This window comes from Cypionkella sp. (assembly GCF_034376685.1).
In the GTDB taxonomy this organism is placed as follows: Bacteria; Pseudomonadota; Alphaproteobacteria; order Rhodobacterales; family Rhodobacteraceae; genus Cypionkella.
In genome coordinates this window covers 13,915-28,771 of the sequence record NZ_JAXMJJ010000012.1, presented here as the reverse complement: position 1 = coordinate 28,771, position 14,857 = coordinate 13,915, and the positions used below count along the sequence as shown (strand labels likewise).

The following is a 14,857-nucleotide window of genomic DNA, read 5'->3' as shown; positions in this document are numbered from 1 at the left end:
GCCGATGACCGCGCTGTTGTCTTTGCAAGCGATCTCAAAGCGTTACGGCGCGGTGCAGGCCAATGCCGGGATTGATCTGGTGGTCGATCCCGGTTCTATCCATGCCATCTTAGGTGAGAATGGCGCGGGCAAATCCACGCTGATGAAGCTGATTTACGGCGTGGAATCGCCCGATGCGGGCGTGATGTTGTGGAAGGGGCAGCCGGTGAACCTTGGCAGTCCCGCCGAGGCGCGGGCTTTGGGCATTGGCATGGTGTTCCAGCATTTCTCCTTGTTTGAAACCCTGTCGGTGGTGCAGAATATCGCGCTGATCGTGCCGGGGCGGAAGGCCGATCTGGCGCGGCGCATCCGGGCTTTGGGCGCTGAATTTGGCCTGAACGTCGACCCCGAAGCGATGGTGCATGCGCTGTCGGTGGGCGAGCGGCAACGGGTGGAAATCATCCGCTGCCTGCTGCTCAACCCCGAGCTGCTGATCCTCGATGAGCCGACCTCGGTGCTGCCGCCGCAAAGCGTGGCGCGGTTGTTTGAAACGTTGCGGGCCTTGCAGGCGCGCGGCATGGCGATCTTGTTCATCAGCCATAAACTGGAAGAAATCAAAGAGTTGTGCGACACCGCGACGATCCTGCGCGGCGGTCAGGTGACGGGCCGTGTCGATCCGCGCGCGCATTCCGCCAAGGATCTGGCGACGCTGATGATCGGTCGCGTAATGCCGCCGCCTTTGCCTGCAACGGCGCAGGATGTGGGTGAGGTGCGGCTTGAGTTGAGCGGCCTCGATTACGTCAATGACGATCCGTTTGGGGTGTCATTGGCCGATATTTCCCTGCGGGTGCACAGCGGTGAAATCGTCGGCATCGCCGGGATTTCCGGCAATGGGCAGCAGGAGCTGGCGGCGCTGATCTCGGGTGAGGTGGTGCAGCCGGGCGATAGCATCCGCATGTTGGGGCATGCCGTCGGGGCTGTGGGCGTGGCTGCGCGCCGCCGGATGGGCTTTGCCTTTGTGCCGGAAGAACGCTTGGGGCGCGGGGCTGTGCCGGATATGTCTTTGGCGGACAACGCTTTATTGACCGCACATGGCGCGGGCCTTGTGCAGCGCGGCTTCATCCGCCGCGGACCCGAGCGCGCCTATACCGCCGCCTGCATCGCCCGTTACGATGTGCGCACGCCGGGGCCAGAGGCCGAAGCGGGGGCGCTGTCGGGCGGCAATCTGCAAAAATTCATCATGGGCCGCGAGATGATGCTGGAGCCGAAACTGCTTCTGGTGTCGCAGCCGACATGGGGCGTTGATATTGGCGCTGCCACCGATATCCGGCAACGCTTGGTGGCGATGCGCAACGCGGGCGCGGCCATTCTGGTGATTTCCGAGGAGTTGGAGGAGTTGTTCCAGATCTGCGACCGCCTGCATGTGCTGCACAAGGGGCATCTGTCGCCGTCTTTGCCAACCGCCCAGACCAATGCCGAGGAGGTCGGCACCTATATGATCGGCGCGGGAAAATCGCCGGAGGTGGCCGCATGAGGATCAGCTTCATCCGTCGCGAACGCGCCTCTCGCATGGCCATGCTGGTCGCGCCCATCGCGGCCTTCGCCTGCGCGATTGTGGCCAGCGTGATCCTGTTCACCCTGCTGGGCAAAGCCCCCGGTCAGGCGCTGTATTCGCTGCTGCTGGAGCCGTTTCTGACGTGGTATAACTTTTCCGAAGTGCTGCTGAAAATGGCCCCCTTGCTGCTGATCGCGCAAGGCCTTGCCATTGGTTTCCGCGCCAATGTGTTCAACATCGGCGCGGAGGGTCAATTGATCATCGGCGCGATCGCGGCCTCGGCCTTGCCCGTGTGGTATCCGATGGGCGACTCAGCTTTCATGCTGCCCGCGATGCTGGTGATGGGGGCTGCGGCAGGGATGGCTTGGGCCGGGATTGCGGCGATGTTTCGCACCCGCTTTAACGCTAACGAAATTCTGGTGACGCTGATGCTGTCGCTGATCGCAGCACAGGTGCTGAACTATCTGCTGCTGGGGCCGTGGAAAGACCCGAACGGCTTCAACTTTCCACAAAGCGTGATGTTCCCCGATGCCGCCTTGCTGCCGATCCTGCTGCCCGGCACGCGGGTGAACGTGTCCTTGCTGCTGGCGCTTATCGCCAGCGGTTTGGCCTATATCCTGATGCGCCACCGCTTTGCGGGGTTTCAACTGCTGGTCGGTGGGCTAGCCCCCCGTGCCGCGCGCTATGCCGGGTTCAGTGAAAGCCGCGCGATCTGGATCAGCCTGCTGTTGGGCGGGCTTGCGGCGGGTCTGGCGGGGGCTGCGGAGGTCGCGGGGCCTTTGGGTCAATTGCAACGCTCGGTCTCGCTGGGCTACGGATATTCGGCGATCATCGTGGCCTATCTGGGCGGGCTGAACCCGCTGGGTATCGTGATTTCCGCCTTCGTGATGTCGGTGATCTATATCGGCGGTGACAACGCGATGGTGTCGGCGGACCTGCCGATTGCCGCCGTCTGGGTGTTTCAGGGCCTGCTTTTGTGCTTCTACCTCGCAGGCCTGACCTTCATCCGCCACAAGGTCAGCTTTATCCGCAGGGTCGCGCCATGAACGCCGTTGATTTCATTCTTGCGGGTATGCTGGCGGCGGCCACGCCGATGCTGCTGGCGGCATTGGGTGAGATGGTGGTGGAGCGGTCGGGTGTTTTGAACCTTGGCCTTGAAGGCATGATGGCGCTGGGCGCGGCCTTGGGGTTCATCACCACTTACACCTATCAAAGCCATGCTTTGGGGTTTCTGGTGGCGGCTTTGGGCGGCGCGGCATTGTCCTTGCTGTTCGCGCTGATCGTGCTGGGGTTTGTTGCCAATCAGGTGGCGGCGGGGTTGGCGATTGGCATCTTGGGCACCGGGCTTTCGTCGCTGTTTGGCAAAAGCTTTGAAAGCCTGACGATCAGCGGCTTGCCGAAACTGGCGCTGCCGCTGCTGTCTGATCTGCCGGTTGTGGGCACGCTGTTCGTGCAGGATATTGTGGTTTGGGCAACGCTTGGCTTGGCACTGGCGATCTGGGCCACGATGAATCACTCGAAACTCGGGCTGATCATCCGCGCGGTGGGCGAGAATCCGCATGCCGCTCGCGCGATTGGCTTTCGGGTTTTGCGGGTGCGCTGTGCCGCGATTGCCTTTGGTGGCGCGCTGGCGGGGATTGCCGGGGCCTATGCCTCAACGGTTTACACGCCGCTCTGGGCCGATGGCATGATCGCGGGGCGCGGCTGGATTGCACTGGCGCTGGTGGTGTTCGGCACTTGGGCGACAGGGCGGGTGGTGTTCGGCGCGTTCCTGTTCGGGGCCTTGTCTTTGGGCGAGCTGACCACCCAAGCGGCGGGCGTCAACGTCCCGTCGCAACTGCTGGCCTGCGTGCCTTACATTGTGACGATCCTGATGCTGGCGGTGATTTCATCCAACCGTCGGCGGATGCGGCTGAACACGATTGCCTCGCTGGGGCAGCCGTTTGAGAAGTAAGCTTGCTGCATTTATGAGCGGGGGCTCACCCCCGCACCCCGAGAGTATTTGAGCCAATGTGAAAGCAAATTTTATTCAAATGGTTCGTAATAGGTGGCAGCGGAGTGAAAGACGCGTGGGGATTTGGCGCCCTGTTTGGCAAGGATTTCGACAAAGCTGCGCCCGGTTTTTTCTTCGGCGCATAGCACCACTTGGGCCGCGGCGCGGGCATCTTCGCCGGCGTCATGGTGCTGAAACTGCAAGCTGAGCGCGGTTTTCAGATGGCCGAGACCATGACCACCATTGCCCTTGAACTCGGGCCAGGCGCGGCGCGCGATGGTGACGCTGTCCACCCAATGCAGCGCAGGTACATCCAGCCCATGCCAACCGCAAGCCGCCGCCACTGCGCGCTGATCAAAGCTGGAATGCTGCACAATCGGTTGCTGCGCCATCAGCGGCGCAATCGCCGCGATCACGGCGGGGAACTGCGGCTGACCGCGCACCGTTGCGGCATCAATGCCATGTAACTCGGTGTTGAAGGCCGAAAACGCCTCATCCGGGTCAACCAGCAGGCTGAACGTGTCGATCTGGCCCCAGTCATCGACGCAAGCCAAGCCGACCTGACAGATGCTATGCGCGTTGCGATTGGCGGTTTCGACATCGAAGGCGATGAAGCGGTAGGGCGGTTTCAGCGGAATGGGGATCATCAAGGTGCCTTGGCTTTGCTCAGCTACTGATGCCGCAAAGCCTCGATCGGGTCCAGCCGTGCCGCGCGCCGTGCCGGGAAATAGCCAAACACCACGCCGACCAGCGCTGAAAACCCGAACGCGAGCGCCACCACCGCCCCCGAGGGCGCAAACGGGATCGCCATGAACACCGAGCCGCCATAGGCAATCGCCAGCCCCACGGCGATGCCAATTGCCCCACCCAGCAGCGACAAAACCACCGCTTCGACCAGAAACTGCAGCAGCACCTGCCCCGAACTGGCACCCACCGCCAGCCTGATGCCGATCTCACGGGTGCGTTCGGTGACCGAGACCAGCATGATATTCATGATGCCAATGCCGCCGACCAGCAGGCTGACCGCCGCCACCGACGAGAGCAGCCCGGTCAGCACCGAATTGATCCCGCCCAGCATATTCGACAGCTCTTTGCTGTCCGAGACGCTGAAGTTATCCGGCTGCGTCAGGCCGATCCGCCGACGCTCGCGCAAAAGCGACTGCACCGCGGCGATGCCATCCTCGGCGCTGACCGATTTGCGCAGAGCCACCGCGATGGAATCCACATTGGAGTTGCCTTCCAGACGCCGCTGCACGGATTTCGCGGGCATCAAGACCAGATCATCCTGATCCTGCCCGAAACTGCCCGCGCCGCGCGCAGACAGCACGCCCAGCACCTGACAGGCGACGTTTTTCACCCTTATGCTTTGGCCCACCGGATCAGAATTGCCGAACAAGGTGGTCGCCACGGTCTGGCCCAGCACACAGACCGCAGCACCCGCGCTTTCTTCATGCGGCTCAAAACTGCGCCCTGTGCGCAGCGGCCAGTTCTGTATCTGCATGTAATCGCCCGTGGTACCATAGACCTGCGTCGCGGCATTGGCATTACCGAACACCACAGTTTGGCCGGAACTGACCACCGGGGCGGCATAGCCCACGACGGGCAGGGTGGACAAAGCCTCGGCATCCTTCAGCGAAAAACGCGGCGCTTGCGCGCCTCCGGTCGGTGGGCCAAAGCCACGCGTGCCGGGGCGCACGGTCAGCACATTGGTGCCCAAAGCCGCCACGCTGGCGCTGACTTGCGCTGATGATCCTTGGCCGATCGTCACCATCGCGATCACCGCAGCAACCCCGATCACCACGCCCAGCACGGTCAGAAACGTGCGCAGCTTGTTGCGGATGATGGTGGTGAAGGCGAGGCTGACGGTTTCCCACAGCATGATCAGGCGCTCCGTGCGATGGGGGCGGGGGTGGCCTCGTCGCGGGTCAGCTTGCCATCGGTGAACACCAGAAGACGCTGGGCATAGGCGGCAATATCCACCTCATGCGTCACCATCACAATGGTGATGCCGTCGCGGTTCAGCGCTTGCAGCAACTGCATGATCTCATGGCTGCGCTGGCTGTCGAGATTGCCTGTCGGTTCATCGGCGAGGATCACCATGGGATCGCTGGCCAAGGCGCGGGCAATCGCCACCCGCTGCTGTTGGCCACCGGAAAGCTGCGAGGGGTCATGGCCTTCGCGGCCCTCCAGCCCCACCTTCTGCAACGCTAGCTTCGCCCGCGCGACCCGCTGGGCCTTCGGCAAACCTTTATAGATCAACGGCAATTCGACGTTTTCCAGCGCCGACTGCCGGGCCAGAAGGTTAAAGCCTTGAAACACAAAGCCCAGACAATGCCTGCGCAACAGCGCGCGGCGGTCTTGGTCGAGATCCTGCACCTCGACGCCTTGAAACAGATATTTCCCCGCCGAGGGGCGATCCAGACAGCCGATGATATTCATCGCGGTAGATTTGCCCGAGCCTGACGGCCCCATGATCGCGACAAATTCGCCGCGCTGGATGCTCAGATCCACCCCGTCCAGCGCGCGCACTTCGGCCTCGCCCGTGCCATAACTGCGATGCACGCCGATCAGCTGGATCAGCGGTGCCATCAGCGCGCCCCGGCGGTTTGGTCGGTGATCACCGCATCGCCCTCGGCCAAATCGCCCGTCACCACCGTCTCGCGCCCGTCCGTCGCCCCCAAGCTGACCGCGACCTCTACAGGAGCGCCCGCCCGCAAAAGCCAGACCGACTTGCCGCTGCCAAGCCCAGCGGAGCCGCGACCGCCCCGTGTTGGCAGGATCAGCCCGACCAGACCACCAGAAGGCCCACCCGCAACTTCTTGCGCTGGCGGCGCATAGCGCAGCGCGGCATTCGGCACCAACAGCGCATCCGCGACCTTATCCACCGTGATCACCGCCGTCGCCGTCATGCCGGGGCGCAGCAGCCCATCCGGGTTCGCGACCGACAGCACCGCCTTATAGGTCACCACCTCATTGGTGGTTTCCGGCGCAAACCGCACTTGGGTGATCACCGCCGGAAAGCTGCGGCCCGGATAAGCCTCAACCGTGAAATCCGCCGGATCTCCGACATTGACCTTGCCGATATCGGCCTCATCAATATCGACCAGCAACTGCATCCGCTCCAGATCTTCCGCCAGCTTGAACAAGACCGGAGCCTCAAAGTTCGCCGCCACAATCTGGCCTGCCTCGGCGGTGCGATCCAGCACCACGCCATTGATCGGGCTGCGAATTTCCGCCTTGCCCAGATCGGCGCTGACCAGATCAAGATTGGCCTGCGCCAGCGTCAGATCCGCCCGCGCAATCTCGACCGCCGCCTGCGCGCGCTGATCGCTGGCCTCAAACCCCACCATATCCTTGCGCGTCGCCACCCCGCGCGCGGCCAGTTCTTGCTGGGTTTTCAGCACCGCCGCCGCTTCCCGCGCGGTCGCTTCGGCCTGTGTCACCCGCGCCTTCGCTGCGGCCAGTTGCGCGCGGGCATTATCGACCTGCGCCACCAGCTTGGTGGTATCCAGATGCGCCAGGATCTGGCCGACCTTTACCTCATCGTTGTAATCCACCGAAACGCTGGCCAAAGTGCCCGACAGCTCTGACGACACCTCAACTTCCGTGGTCGGTTGCACCGTCCCCGTCGCCGTCACCACCACCACCAGATCGCCCTTGGCGACGGTCTCGGTTGTATACCGCACCGCCGCCGCCCCGGCCTTGTTGCTGGTATAATACCACCCGGCTACGCCCGCCAGAATGAGCAGCACCAAGACAACCCAAGGCCAACGCCGCCGTTTACGCCCAGCCCCGGCCAGCATTCTGGCAATGTCATCGCTGCTTTGCATCTGATCCCCTGCCGCTTTGGACTTTATACGTCAGCCCAAGCGGGTTCCGTCTGTAACAGATGCGCTGCGACGGCAGATTTGCAAGCCTTGACCGCCTGCTGCGCCTAACTGCCGCGATAGGTCGAATAGGCGAAGGGCGAGATCAACAGCGGCACATGGTAATGCCCGGTCGCATCCGCGACGCCAAACCGGATCGGGATTTCATCTAGGAACAGCACATCGCCCGTGGCCTGCCCCGAGGCCATCAGATATTCCCCGGCGCAAAACACCAGCTCATACACCCCGGCCTTCAGCGCCTTGCCCTCCAGCATCGGTGCCTCCGTCCGGCCATCGGCATTGGTCACGGTTTCCGCAATCTTTTTGTGGCTCATCCCGCTGATCCGGTAGAGCATGATCTTCACCCCATGCGCAGGTTTGCCCTTGGCGGTATCCAGCACATGCGTGGTCAACTTGCCCATATCAGCCCCCATTTTACGCCAGTCTATCCCAGCTTGCCCGCCTGCGTAGCCCCTGCCAAGCCGCAAAACTCCTTTCGGGATTATTTGATAAACCCGCGTCGATATTCGATATAGTCTGCAACAAACAGGAGTCCCCCATGTCCCGCTACCCCCGCGATTTCCGTGGCCACGGCCCCGATACCCCCGATGCTGCCTGGCCGGGCGGTGCCAAAATCGCAGTGTCGCTGGTGCTGAACTACGAAGAGGGCGGCGAGAACAACATCCTGCACGGTGATGGCCAATGTGAGGCGTTCCTGTCCGACATCGCAGGCGCTGCCCCTTGGCCCGGTCAGCGGCATTGGAACATGGAATCGATCTACGATTATGGCGCGCGCGCGGGCTTCTGGCGTCTGCACCGCCTGTTCACCGGCATGGATATCCCAGTGACGATCTACGGGGTGTCGACGGCTTTGGCGCGCAACCCGGAACAAGTGGCGGCGATGAAATCCGCCGGGTGGGAGATTGCCAGCCACGGCCTGAAATGGGTCGATCACCGCGATATGCCGCTTGAGGAAGAACGTCGCCAGATCGCCGAGTCGATCCGCCTGCACACCGAAGTCGTGGGCGAACCGCCCCGCGGCTGGTATACGGGCCGCTGTTCGCTCAACACCGTCGATCTCACCGCCGAGACCGGGCAGTTTGACTGGATATCTGACACCTATGACGACGATCTGCCGTATTGGCGCGAGGTGGGCGACCGCGATCAACTGGTGATCCCCTACACGCTGGAAGCCAACGACATGCGCTTCGCCACAGCCCCCGGCTACATCGAAGGCCAGCAGTTCTTTCAATACCTGAAAGACAGCTTCGACATTCTCTATGCGGAAGGCCAAGAGGGCAGGGCGAAGATGTTTTCCATCGGCTTGCACTGCCGCCTGATTGGCCGCCCCGGCAAGATCGCAGGGCTGAAGCGTTTCCTAGACTATGCAAAATCCCACAATGACGTGTGGTTTCCCCGTCGTATTGAAATCGCCGAACATTGGGCAAAAACCCATCCGCACAAGCGCTTCGAGCGGCCGTCGCAGATGGCGCGAGATCGCTTCATCGCCGCCTATGGTTCCATTTTCGAACATTCGCCGTGGATTGCTGACCGCGCCTATGATCTGGAACTTGGCCCCGCCCATGACAGCGCCGCAGGCCTGCACAATGCGCTCGCCCGGATGTTCCGATCTGCCAGCCCCGCCGAACGCCTCGGCGTGCTGCAAGCCCACCCCGACCTTGCGGGCAAACTCGCCGCCGCGAAACAGCTGACGCCCGAGTCCACGGCCGAACAAGCCAGCGCCGCGCTGGACGCTCTCACCGATGCCGAGCGCGCCGCATTCCAGCAGCTCAACGCGCAATACACCGCCAAACACGGCTTCCCCTTCATCATCGCCGTGCGCGACCATAGCAAAGCGCAAATCCTTGCGGCCTTCCAAACCCGCATCGCAAACGACACCGACACCGAATTCAAAACCGCCTGCGCCCAAGTCGAACGCATCGCGGAGCTGCGCCTGAAGGATCAATTGCCATGAGCCCCTATTACGCCCCCCCCGGCGGCCTGCCCGCCCAAACCACGCTGATGACAGGCCGCGCGGTCTTCACCAACGCTTACGCTTTCATCCCGAAAGGCTGCTTTTCCGACATCCTGACCAGTTGCCTACCGGGCTGGCGTCACACCAAACTCTGGCTGATCGCGCGGCCTATGTCGGGCTTCTCCGAAACCTTCAGCCAATATGTGATGGAGGTTGCCCCCGGCGGCGGCTCTGACGCCCCCGATGCCGAAGCCGGGGCCGAACATTTCCTGTTCGTCACAGGCGGGTTGATCACCCTCACCATCGACGGCGTGGGATATGAGCTGGACGCAGGCGGCTATGCCTTCATCCCACCGGGGGCAAAATGGCGCTTGCTCGCCGAAGGCAATGCACCCGCCCGCTTCCACTGGATCCGCAAACTTTACGAGCCTGCCCCCGGTGTCGAGATCCCGCCCGCCTTCGTGATCAACGAAAAAGACGTTGGCCTCAGCCTGATGCCCGACACCAATGGCGTCTGGGGCACCACCCGCTTCGTCGATCCAACCGATGTGCGCTACGATGCCCATGTCAACATCGTCACCTTCCAACCCGGCGGCGTGATCCCGTTTGAAGAAACCCATGTCATGGAGCACGGCCTCTATGTGCTTGAAGGCAAAGCGGTTTACAAACTCAACCAGGATTGGGTCGAGGTCGAGGCTGGCGATTTCATGTGGCTGCGCGCCTATTGCCCGCAAGCCTGCTACGCCGCTGGCCCCGGCCGCTTCCGCTATCTGCTCTACAAGGATGTCAACCGCCACGCCAACCTGCGCGGCCCTGGAGCCTACCGCCCCAGCCGCTAAATCTACCTGAAACGTGCTTAAAATTGTTTCATCTTGGCTCAAATATCCCACGGGGAGCGCGAGGGGTGTGAAACTCCTCGCTTCGCCACAAGCCCAAGGCGCACCATGCCCAATATCTACCCCGAACCCCTCACCGCCGCCGCCTTTGCCCCGTTCGGGGACGTGCTGGACGCCACCGGAGATCACCGCCTGATCAACGAAGGCATGTGCCAGCGCCACCACGACCGCGCCCGCCTCGATTTCGCGCCCGAAGCCGATCCGCAAAACCGCCCCGGCCTGTCGATTTTCAACGCCACCCCGCGGGATTTGCCCTACACATTCGATCTGATCGAGCGCCACCCTGAAGGCTCTCAAGCCTTCATCCCGATGACGCAACACCCCTTCCTTGTCATCGTGGCCACCAGCCCCAACGACAAACCCCGCGCCTTCCTGACCAATGGCGCGCAGGCGATCAACCTGCATCGCGGCATCTGGCACGGCGTCCTCACCCCGCTGCACCCCCCCGGCCTGTTTGCCGTGGTGGACCGCATCGGGCCGAGTGCGAACCTAGAAGAATACTGCTACCCGCAGCCCTGGGTGGTGCAACGCGGTTAACGCGTTGTCACAATCGGCCCAAATCAGGCTTAACGCACTGTCACAGTGTTTAACAAACCGTCACAGTCGTTAAGCAGAGGTAAAAGTCACCCTACAGCTTGATATCATAGGTCACCCATTTCGCCTTCTCGGCCACCCGGTCATACAGCCCGCGCGCGCGGTAGTTGTCCTCGGCGGTGATCCAGCGGATCAGAGTCCAGCCGCGCTTGCGCCCGACATCCGCCACGCCCTGCACCAAAGCCTCTGCCGCCCCGGTGCCCCGCGCTTCCGGTCCGACAAACAGATCATCGAGGAACCCACCGACGCTCGCAGACAAAGGCCGTGCGAAGACCCGGTAATGCGCCAGTCCTACCACCGCACCATCCACTTCCGCCACCAAACCCTCGGTGCCGTGGTCTGCATCCATCAGCCAACCCCACACCGTCGCCCGCATCTCGTCGGTCTGCGTCACGCCATAAAACGCCGCATATCCGGCATAAAGCCGCCCCCATGCCGCAAGGTCCGCCGCCGCCACTGCCCGCACGATCATCGCTTTTCTCCTCATCCCATGTCGCCCGCAGCCTAGCCAAGCCAACGCTGCACCGCTAGCCTGCCGCCATGAAATTGCTCAGCTATAACATCCAATACGGCTTTGGCACGGACGGCCAGTATGACCTGACCCGTGCCGCCCGAGTGATCGACGGCGCGGATATCATCGCGCTGCAAGAGGTCGAACGCCACTGGTCGCGCACCAACCACGACGACCAACCCGCGATCCTCGAACGCCTGCTGCCGCAGTATTACACCGCCTACGGCCCCGCTTTTGATATGGATGCCTCGACCCACGACGGCACGCGTGTGATCAACCGCCGCCGTCAGTTCGGCACCATGATCCTGTCGCGCTGGCCGATCCTGTGGACCCGCCTGCACCTCTTGCCGATGCGCCGGATGCTCACGCCGCTCAACACGCAAAACCCCGCGCTGGAAGCCATGATCGTCACGCCGCTCGGCCCGATCCGCGTGCTGTCCATCCATCTCGCGCATGTCGGCACCGAAGAACGCCTCGCCCAGATCGACCACCTGCTGCACTTGCATGCGCAAATCCCCCACACCGGCGGGCCGTGGTCTGGCCGCGACGATGAGTCGTCCCGCAACTGGACCGAGAACCAACCCGAGCCGCCCTGTCCGCAAACCGCAATCTGGATGGGCGATTTCAACTGCGAACCCGGCAGCGCCGAGCACGCCCGCATCGCAGGCCAAACCCCCTACCACCCCGGCGCGCTTTATGCGGGTGGGCTGACCAACGCCATCGCGCATCTGGGCCAAACCTTGCACACGCATGAGAAAATCATCGCCGGAGCGACCCGCCTGCGCCAGTTGGACCATTGCTTTGTGACCAATGATCTGACCCCGCATCTGCGCCGCGCGTGGACCGACAACAGCGAAGTCGCCTCAGACCATCACCCGCTGTGGGTGGAAATGTAGGGTGCGTGCTTGCACGCACCATGGGCAAGACCCCCTTAAGGTGCGTGCAAGCACACACCCTACACCCGCGCCAAAACCCCCTCAAACGCCGTCAGGAAGTGATCGACATTCGCCTTGGAAAACACCAAGGGCGGGCGGATCTTCAGCACGTTCGACCTTGGCCCTGTGGCCGAAATCAACACCCGCGCCTCCCTCAAGCCATTGACGATCCGCGCGGTTTTCTCTGCATCCGCGTCCAGTGGCCCGCCCGAGACAATCTCTTGCCCCAAGAACAATCCTGCCGCGCGCAACGGCCCCAGGCAGTCAAACCGCGTAGCCATCTCCCGCAAGCCATCAGCAAAATAGCCGCCCACCACGCGCGCATTCTCTTGCAAGCCTTCGGTCTCAATCACCTCCAGCACCGCCATTGCCGTCGCTGCCGCCACAGCATTGCCGCCGAAGGTGTTGAAATAGCGCGCTTTTGCGCCAAAGGCCGCGATCACCTCGGGCCGCATCACCAGCCCCGCCACCGGATAGCCATTGCCCATCGGCTTGCCCAAACTGACCAGATCGGGCAGAATCCCATGGCGCTGAAAGCCCCACATCGTCTCGCCACAGCGGCCAAATCCGGGCTGCACTTCGTCGGCGATAAACACCCCACCCGCAGCCCGAATGGCCGCCACAGCCGGGGCTAGGAACCCCGCGGGCCCCTCAAACACCCCGTCCGAGGAGAAGATCGTATCGACGATCAGCCCCGCAGGTTTGATGCCATGCCGCAGCATATCGTCAATCGCAGCCTGCACTTCTGCCGCAAACGCCGCCCCCAGATCGCCCGTCATCCGCAAGGGATCGGGGGCGCGCACCGTCCGCACATGCTCGCCCAAAGCCACGCCTTCGCCCAAGGAAGGCGACATGCCCGCAATCGCGTAAGTCACGCCATGATAAGCATTTTCCGTGACGATAAACCCGGTCCCACCCGTATGCGCGCGGGCAATCCGAAACGCCAGATCATTGGCTTCCGACCCGGTGCAGGTGAACATCACATGCGAAAGCTCGACCGGAAACGTCGCCAGCAACCGCTCGGCATAATCCAGCACGGTGTCGTGCAAATACCGCGTGTGGCTGGAAAGAATCGCCGCCTGCTTCGCGGTTGCCGCCACCACGGCAGGATGGCAATGGCCCACAGACGCCACATTGTTATAGGTATCCAGATAGGCGTTGCCCGCGCCGTCATAGAGCCAAACGCCTTCGCCGCGTACAAGATGCACCGGGGTTTCATAGAACAGGCGGTAAGCTGGCCCCAAGGCCTTAACCCTGCGCGCCACCAGCGCCTGATCCGCTGCCGACAAATCGCCCTTGCCGGGCACATAGGCATTCACCATGGTTCCGTCGTTTTTCATAATGCCTCCAAGGCGTTAAGCGAATCGCCGCGCGGGATGCCCGCCAGTGCCGCTAGCCCTTCGCGGGCGGTCGCGACATTGCGCAGGATATAAGGCGCGTTGCCCGGGTAAGCCTGCGCCCGCGCCGAGGCGATGGTCAGCGTCGTCAGCATCCGCGTCGCAACCAGATCGGGGAACAGGCGTGCCTCTGCGGGCAAAAGCGGCAAGACCGCATGATAAGCGCGGGCGAAATTCAGCAGGCTTTCCAGCGGGCGGTCAGGTTCCACGCAATAAGACGCAGCAACCGCCGCATCGCAGATCAGCGGCGTGCGCACCATATCGCCAAAGTCCAGAACGCCTGCGATCTCATCAGGATTGTCGGGCGAAACCAGCACGTTATGCGGGTTCAGATCATTGTGCACCACTTGCCAGCGCAGCCCCGCGAGCTCGGGCGCCAGCGCGTCAAAGCGGTCCAGTGCCTTGCGCGCCAGCGCCTGCATATCCTCTGGCACCGCTGCCAGCATTGGTCGCAAAGCGCTGGCCTGCTTGATATCCCATTGCAGCACATAGCCCGCCGCCGGATGCGCAAACCCGGCCAAACCCTGCGTCAACCGCGCCGCCATCGCTGCCATCGCACGCGCCTGCGCCGGGGTGCGCGGCGTCAGATGCTGCGGCGTGCCCTCCAGATAGGTCAGCAGCCGCAGGGTGCCATGCGGCGTGATCACTTCGGTCGCGCCGGTGGTGGTGCGGATCACCTTTGGCACCGGCAGCTGCGATGCCTCCAGATGCAGCAGCGCCTTGGTCTGGAAATCGGTCACCTCGGCAGGCTCGGCAGGGTTGGCGAGTTTCAGCACATAGGTCTGACCGGGCGTGGTGATCCGAATGTTCAGATCGCGCTCCGAGGTCAGCCGTTTGAGCGCGCCGTCCACGCCAAAATGCGCGCGCGCAAGGCCCAAAGCTTCGGCATCGGTCAATAAAGGCGGGGCAGAGGACAATACCTCGCCCAAGCGTGCATCATTCATGTTCGGTCCGGTTTTGACTGCGCGCATCAGGCCTCTCGCCGGGCGGAGTGTCAAGCACCTGCCCCCAGATTTGAGGGGGCAGGGCAGGGGTGCAATCCTTAACAGAGCATGAAGAACCCCGGCATAACCTCTTGAAATCATATAATCCGCCCGCCTGTCCACGCGCGGACACAGCTCTTTTCACAGCAGATCCCTTGCTCTGCGCCCCGCTT

At 62.7% G+C, this 14,857-nt stretch carries 15 protein-coding genes; 7 read left to right on the top strand and 8 right to left on the bottom strand.

What is annotated here, in order from left to right; all coding sequences use genetic code 11:
• Positions 1-4: 4 nt before the first annotated feature.
• Genes U1A24_RS03230 through U1A24_RS03220 form a run of 3 tightly spaced genes read left to right on the top strand, consistent with a single transcriptional unit; the run spans position 5 to position 3,488 of the window.
• Complete coding sequence (locus U1A24_RS03230; protein WP_322320553.1) at positions 5-1,513, top strand: ABC transporter ATP-binding protein; 1,509 nt, start codon at positions 5-7, stop codon at positions 1,511-1,513.
• Positions 1,510-2,580 carry an ABC transporter permease gene (locus tag U1A24_RS03225; RefSeq protein ID WP_322320552.1) on the top strand — a complete coding sequence of 357 codons (1,071 nt, stop codon included), beginning with the start codon at positions 1,510-1,512 and terminating at the stop codon, positions 2,578-2,580. The genes U1A24_RS03230 and U1A24_RS03225 overlap by 4 nt, the downstream gene beginning before the upstream one ends.
• Positions 2,577-3,488, top strand: a complete 912-nt coding sequence (locus U1A24_RS03220; RefSeq protein WP_322320551.1) for an ABC transporter permease — start codon at positions 2,577-2,579, stop codon at positions 3,486-3,488. Before U1A24_RS03225 ends, U1A24_RS03220 begins: the two co-directional genes overlap by 4 nt.
• 71 nt (positions 3,489-3,559) lie before the next feature.
• Here U1A24_RS03220 and U1A24_RS03215 read toward each other — a convergent pair whose 3' ends face one another.
• From U1A24_RS03215 to uraH, 5 genes are all read right to left on the bottom strand, one after another.
• Positions 3,560-4,174: an exonuclease domain-containing protein gene (locus U1A24_RS03215; protein WP_322320550.1), complete on the bottom strand. Its 615-nt coding sequence runs from the start codon at positions 4,172-4,174 to the stop codon at positions 3,560-3,562.
• A gap of 23 nt (positions 4,175-4,197) precedes the next feature.
• Positions 4,198-5,406: an ABC transporter permease gene (locus tag U1A24_RS03210; protein ID WP_322320549.1), complete on the bottom strand. Its 1,209-nt coding sequence runs from the start codon at positions 5,404-5,406 to the stop codon at positions 4,198-4,200.
• Between the two features lie 2 nt (positions 5,407-5,408).
• The gene (locus tag U1A24_RS03205; protein WP_322320548.1) at positions 5,409-6,116 is read right to left on the bottom strand and encodes an ABC transporter ATP-binding protein; all 708 of its coding nucleotides are present in this window, start codon (positions 6,114-6,116) and stop codon (positions 5,409-5,411) included.
• The gene (locus tag U1A24_RS03200; RefSeq protein WP_322320547.1) at positions 6,116-7,357 is read right to left on the bottom strand and encodes an efflux RND transporter periplasmic adaptor subunit; all 1,242 of its coding nucleotides are present in this window, start codon (positions 7,355-7,357) and stop codon (positions 6,116-6,118) included. Before U1A24_RS03200 ends, U1A24_RS03205 begins: the two co-directional genes overlap by 1 nt.
• 104 nt (positions 7,358-7,461) lie before the next feature.
• The gene (uraH, locus tag U1A24_RS03195; RefSeq protein WP_322320546.1) at positions 7,462-7,815 is read right to left on the bottom strand and encodes a hydroxyisourate hydrolase; all 354 of its coding nucleotides are present in this window, start codon (positions 7,813-7,815) and stop codon (positions 7,462-7,464) included.
• Positions 7,816-7,952: 137 nt separating this feature from the next.
• On the opposite strand from uraH, the gene puuE reads away from it, so the two are divergent.
• The 3 genes from puuE (at position 7,953) to U1A24_RS03180 (ending at position 10,801) form a co-directional block, all read left to right on the top strand.
• The gene (gene puuE / locus U1A24_RS03190; RefSeq protein ID WP_322320545.1) at positions 7,953-9,368 is read left to right on the top strand and encodes an allantoinase PuuE; all 1,416 of its coding nucleotides are present in this window, start codon (positions 7,953-7,955) and stop codon (positions 9,366-9,368) included.
• The gene (locus tag U1A24_RS03185) at positions 9,365-10,207 is read left to right on the top strand and encodes a bifunctional allantoicase/(S)-ureidoglycine aminohydrolase (RefSeq protein ID WP_322320544.1); all 843 of its coding nucleotides are present in this window, start codon (positions 9,365-9,367) and stop codon (positions 10,205-10,207) included. The genes puuE and U1A24_RS03185 overlap by 4 nt, the downstream gene beginning before the upstream one ends.
• A 105-nt stretch (positions 10,208-10,312) precedes the next feature.
• Positions 10,313-10,801 carry an ureidoglycolate lyase gene (locus tag U1A24_RS03180; protein ID WP_322320543.1) on the top strand — a complete coding sequence of 163 codons (489 nt, stop codon included), beginning with the start codon at positions 10,313-10,315 and terminating at the stop codon, positions 10,799-10,801.
• 91 nt (positions 10,802-10,892) lie between these two features.
• Here the strand turns inward: U1A24_RS03180 and U1A24_RS03175 are convergent, their stop codons facing one another.
• Entirely contained in the window at positions 10,893-11,330 is a 438-nt protein-coding gene (locus U1A24_RS03175; RefSeq protein ID WP_322320542.1) for a GNAT family N-acetyltransferase, read from the bottom strand.
• 68 nt (positions 11,331-11,398) lie between these two features.
• On the opposite strand from U1A24_RS03175, the gene U1A24_RS03170 reads away from it, so the two are divergent.
• On the top strand, positions 11,399-12,265 hold the full coding sequence (locus U1A24_RS03170) for an endonuclease/exonuclease/phosphatase family protein (RefSeq protein ID WP_322320541.1): 867 nt from the start codon (positions 11,399-11,401) through the stop codon (positions 12,263-12,265).
• A 59-nt stretch (positions 12,266-12,324) separates the two neighbouring features.
• Here U1A24_RS03170 and U1A24_RS03165 read toward each other — a convergent pair whose 3' ends face one another.
• Complete coding sequence (locus U1A24_RS03165; protein ID WP_322320540.1) at positions 12,325-13,644, bottom strand: aspartate aminotransferase family protein; 1,320 nt, start codon at positions 13,642-13,644, stop codon at positions 12,325-12,327.
• A complete protein-coding gene (locus U1A24_RS03160) occupies positions 13,641-14,672 on the bottom strand; it encodes a phosphotransferase (protein WP_322320539.1) in 1,032 nt (343 codons plus the stop codon). Before U1A24_RS03160 ends, U1A24_RS03165 begins: the two co-directional genes overlap by 4 nt.
• Positions 14,673-14,857 lie beyond the last annotated feature (185 nt).

Bases quoted from the DNA above. Each gene is read 5' to 3' on its own strand.
- U1A24_RS03220 (WP_322320551.1), top strand. From the start codon at position 2,577: ATGAACGCCGTTGATTTCATTCTTGCGGGTATGCTGGCGGCGGCCACG.
- puuE (WP_322320545.1), top strand. From the start codon at position 7,953: ATGTCCCGCTACCCCCGCGATTTCCGTGGCCACGGCCCCGATACCCCC.
- U1A24_RS03160 (WP_322320539.1), bottom strand. From the start codon at position 14,672: ATGCGCGCAGTCAAAACCGGACCGAACATGAATGATGCACGCTTGGGC.
- uraH (WP_322320546.1), bottom strand. From the start codon at position 7,815: ATGGGCAAGTTGACCACGCATGTGCTGGATACCGCCAAGGGCAAACCT.
- U1A24_RS03200 (WP_322320547.1), bottom strand. From the start codon at position 7,357: ATGCAAAGCAGCGATGACATTGCCAGAATGCTGGCCGGGGCTGGGCGT.
- U1A24_RS03205 (WP_322320548.1), bottom strand. From the start codon at position 6,116: ATGGCACCGCTGATCCAGCTGATCGGCGTGCATCGCAGTTATGGCACG.
- U1A24_RS03225 (WP_322320552.1), top strand. From the start codon at position 1,510: ATGAGGATCAGCTTCATCCGTCGCGAACGCGCCTCTCGCATGGCCATG.
- U1A24_RS03175 (WP_322320542.1), bottom strand. From the start codon at position 11,330: ATGATCGTGCGGGCAGTGGCGGCGGCGGACCTTGCGGCATGGGGGCGG.
- U1A24_RS03185 (WP_322320544.1), top strand. From the start codon at position 9,365: ATGAGCCCCTATTACGCCCCCCCCGGCGGCCTGCCCGCCCAAACCACG.
- U1A24_RS03210 (WP_322320549.1), bottom strand. From the start codon at position 5,406: ATGCTGTGGGAAACCGTCAGCCTCGCCTTCACCACCATCATCCGCAAC.
- U1A24_RS03230 (WP_322320553.1), top strand. From the start codon at position 5: ATGACCGCGCTGTTGTCTTTGCAAGCGATCTCAAAGCGTTACGGCGCG.
- U1A24_RS03170 (WP_322320541.1), top strand. From the start codon at position 11,399: ATGAAATTGCTCAGCTATAACATCCAATACGGCTTTGGCACGGACGGC.
- U1A24_RS03180 (WP_322320543.1), top strand. From the start codon at position 10,313: ATGCCCAATATCTACCCCGAACCCCTCACCGCCGCCGCCTTTGCCCCG.
- U1A24_RS03165 (WP_322320540.1), bottom strand. From the start codon at position 13,644: ATGAAAAACGACGGAACCATGGTGAATGCCTATGTGCCCGGCAAGGGC.
- U1A24_RS03215 (WP_322320550.1), bottom strand. From the start codon at position 4,174: ATGATCCCCATTCCGCTGAAACCGCCCTACCGCTTCATCGCCTTCGAT.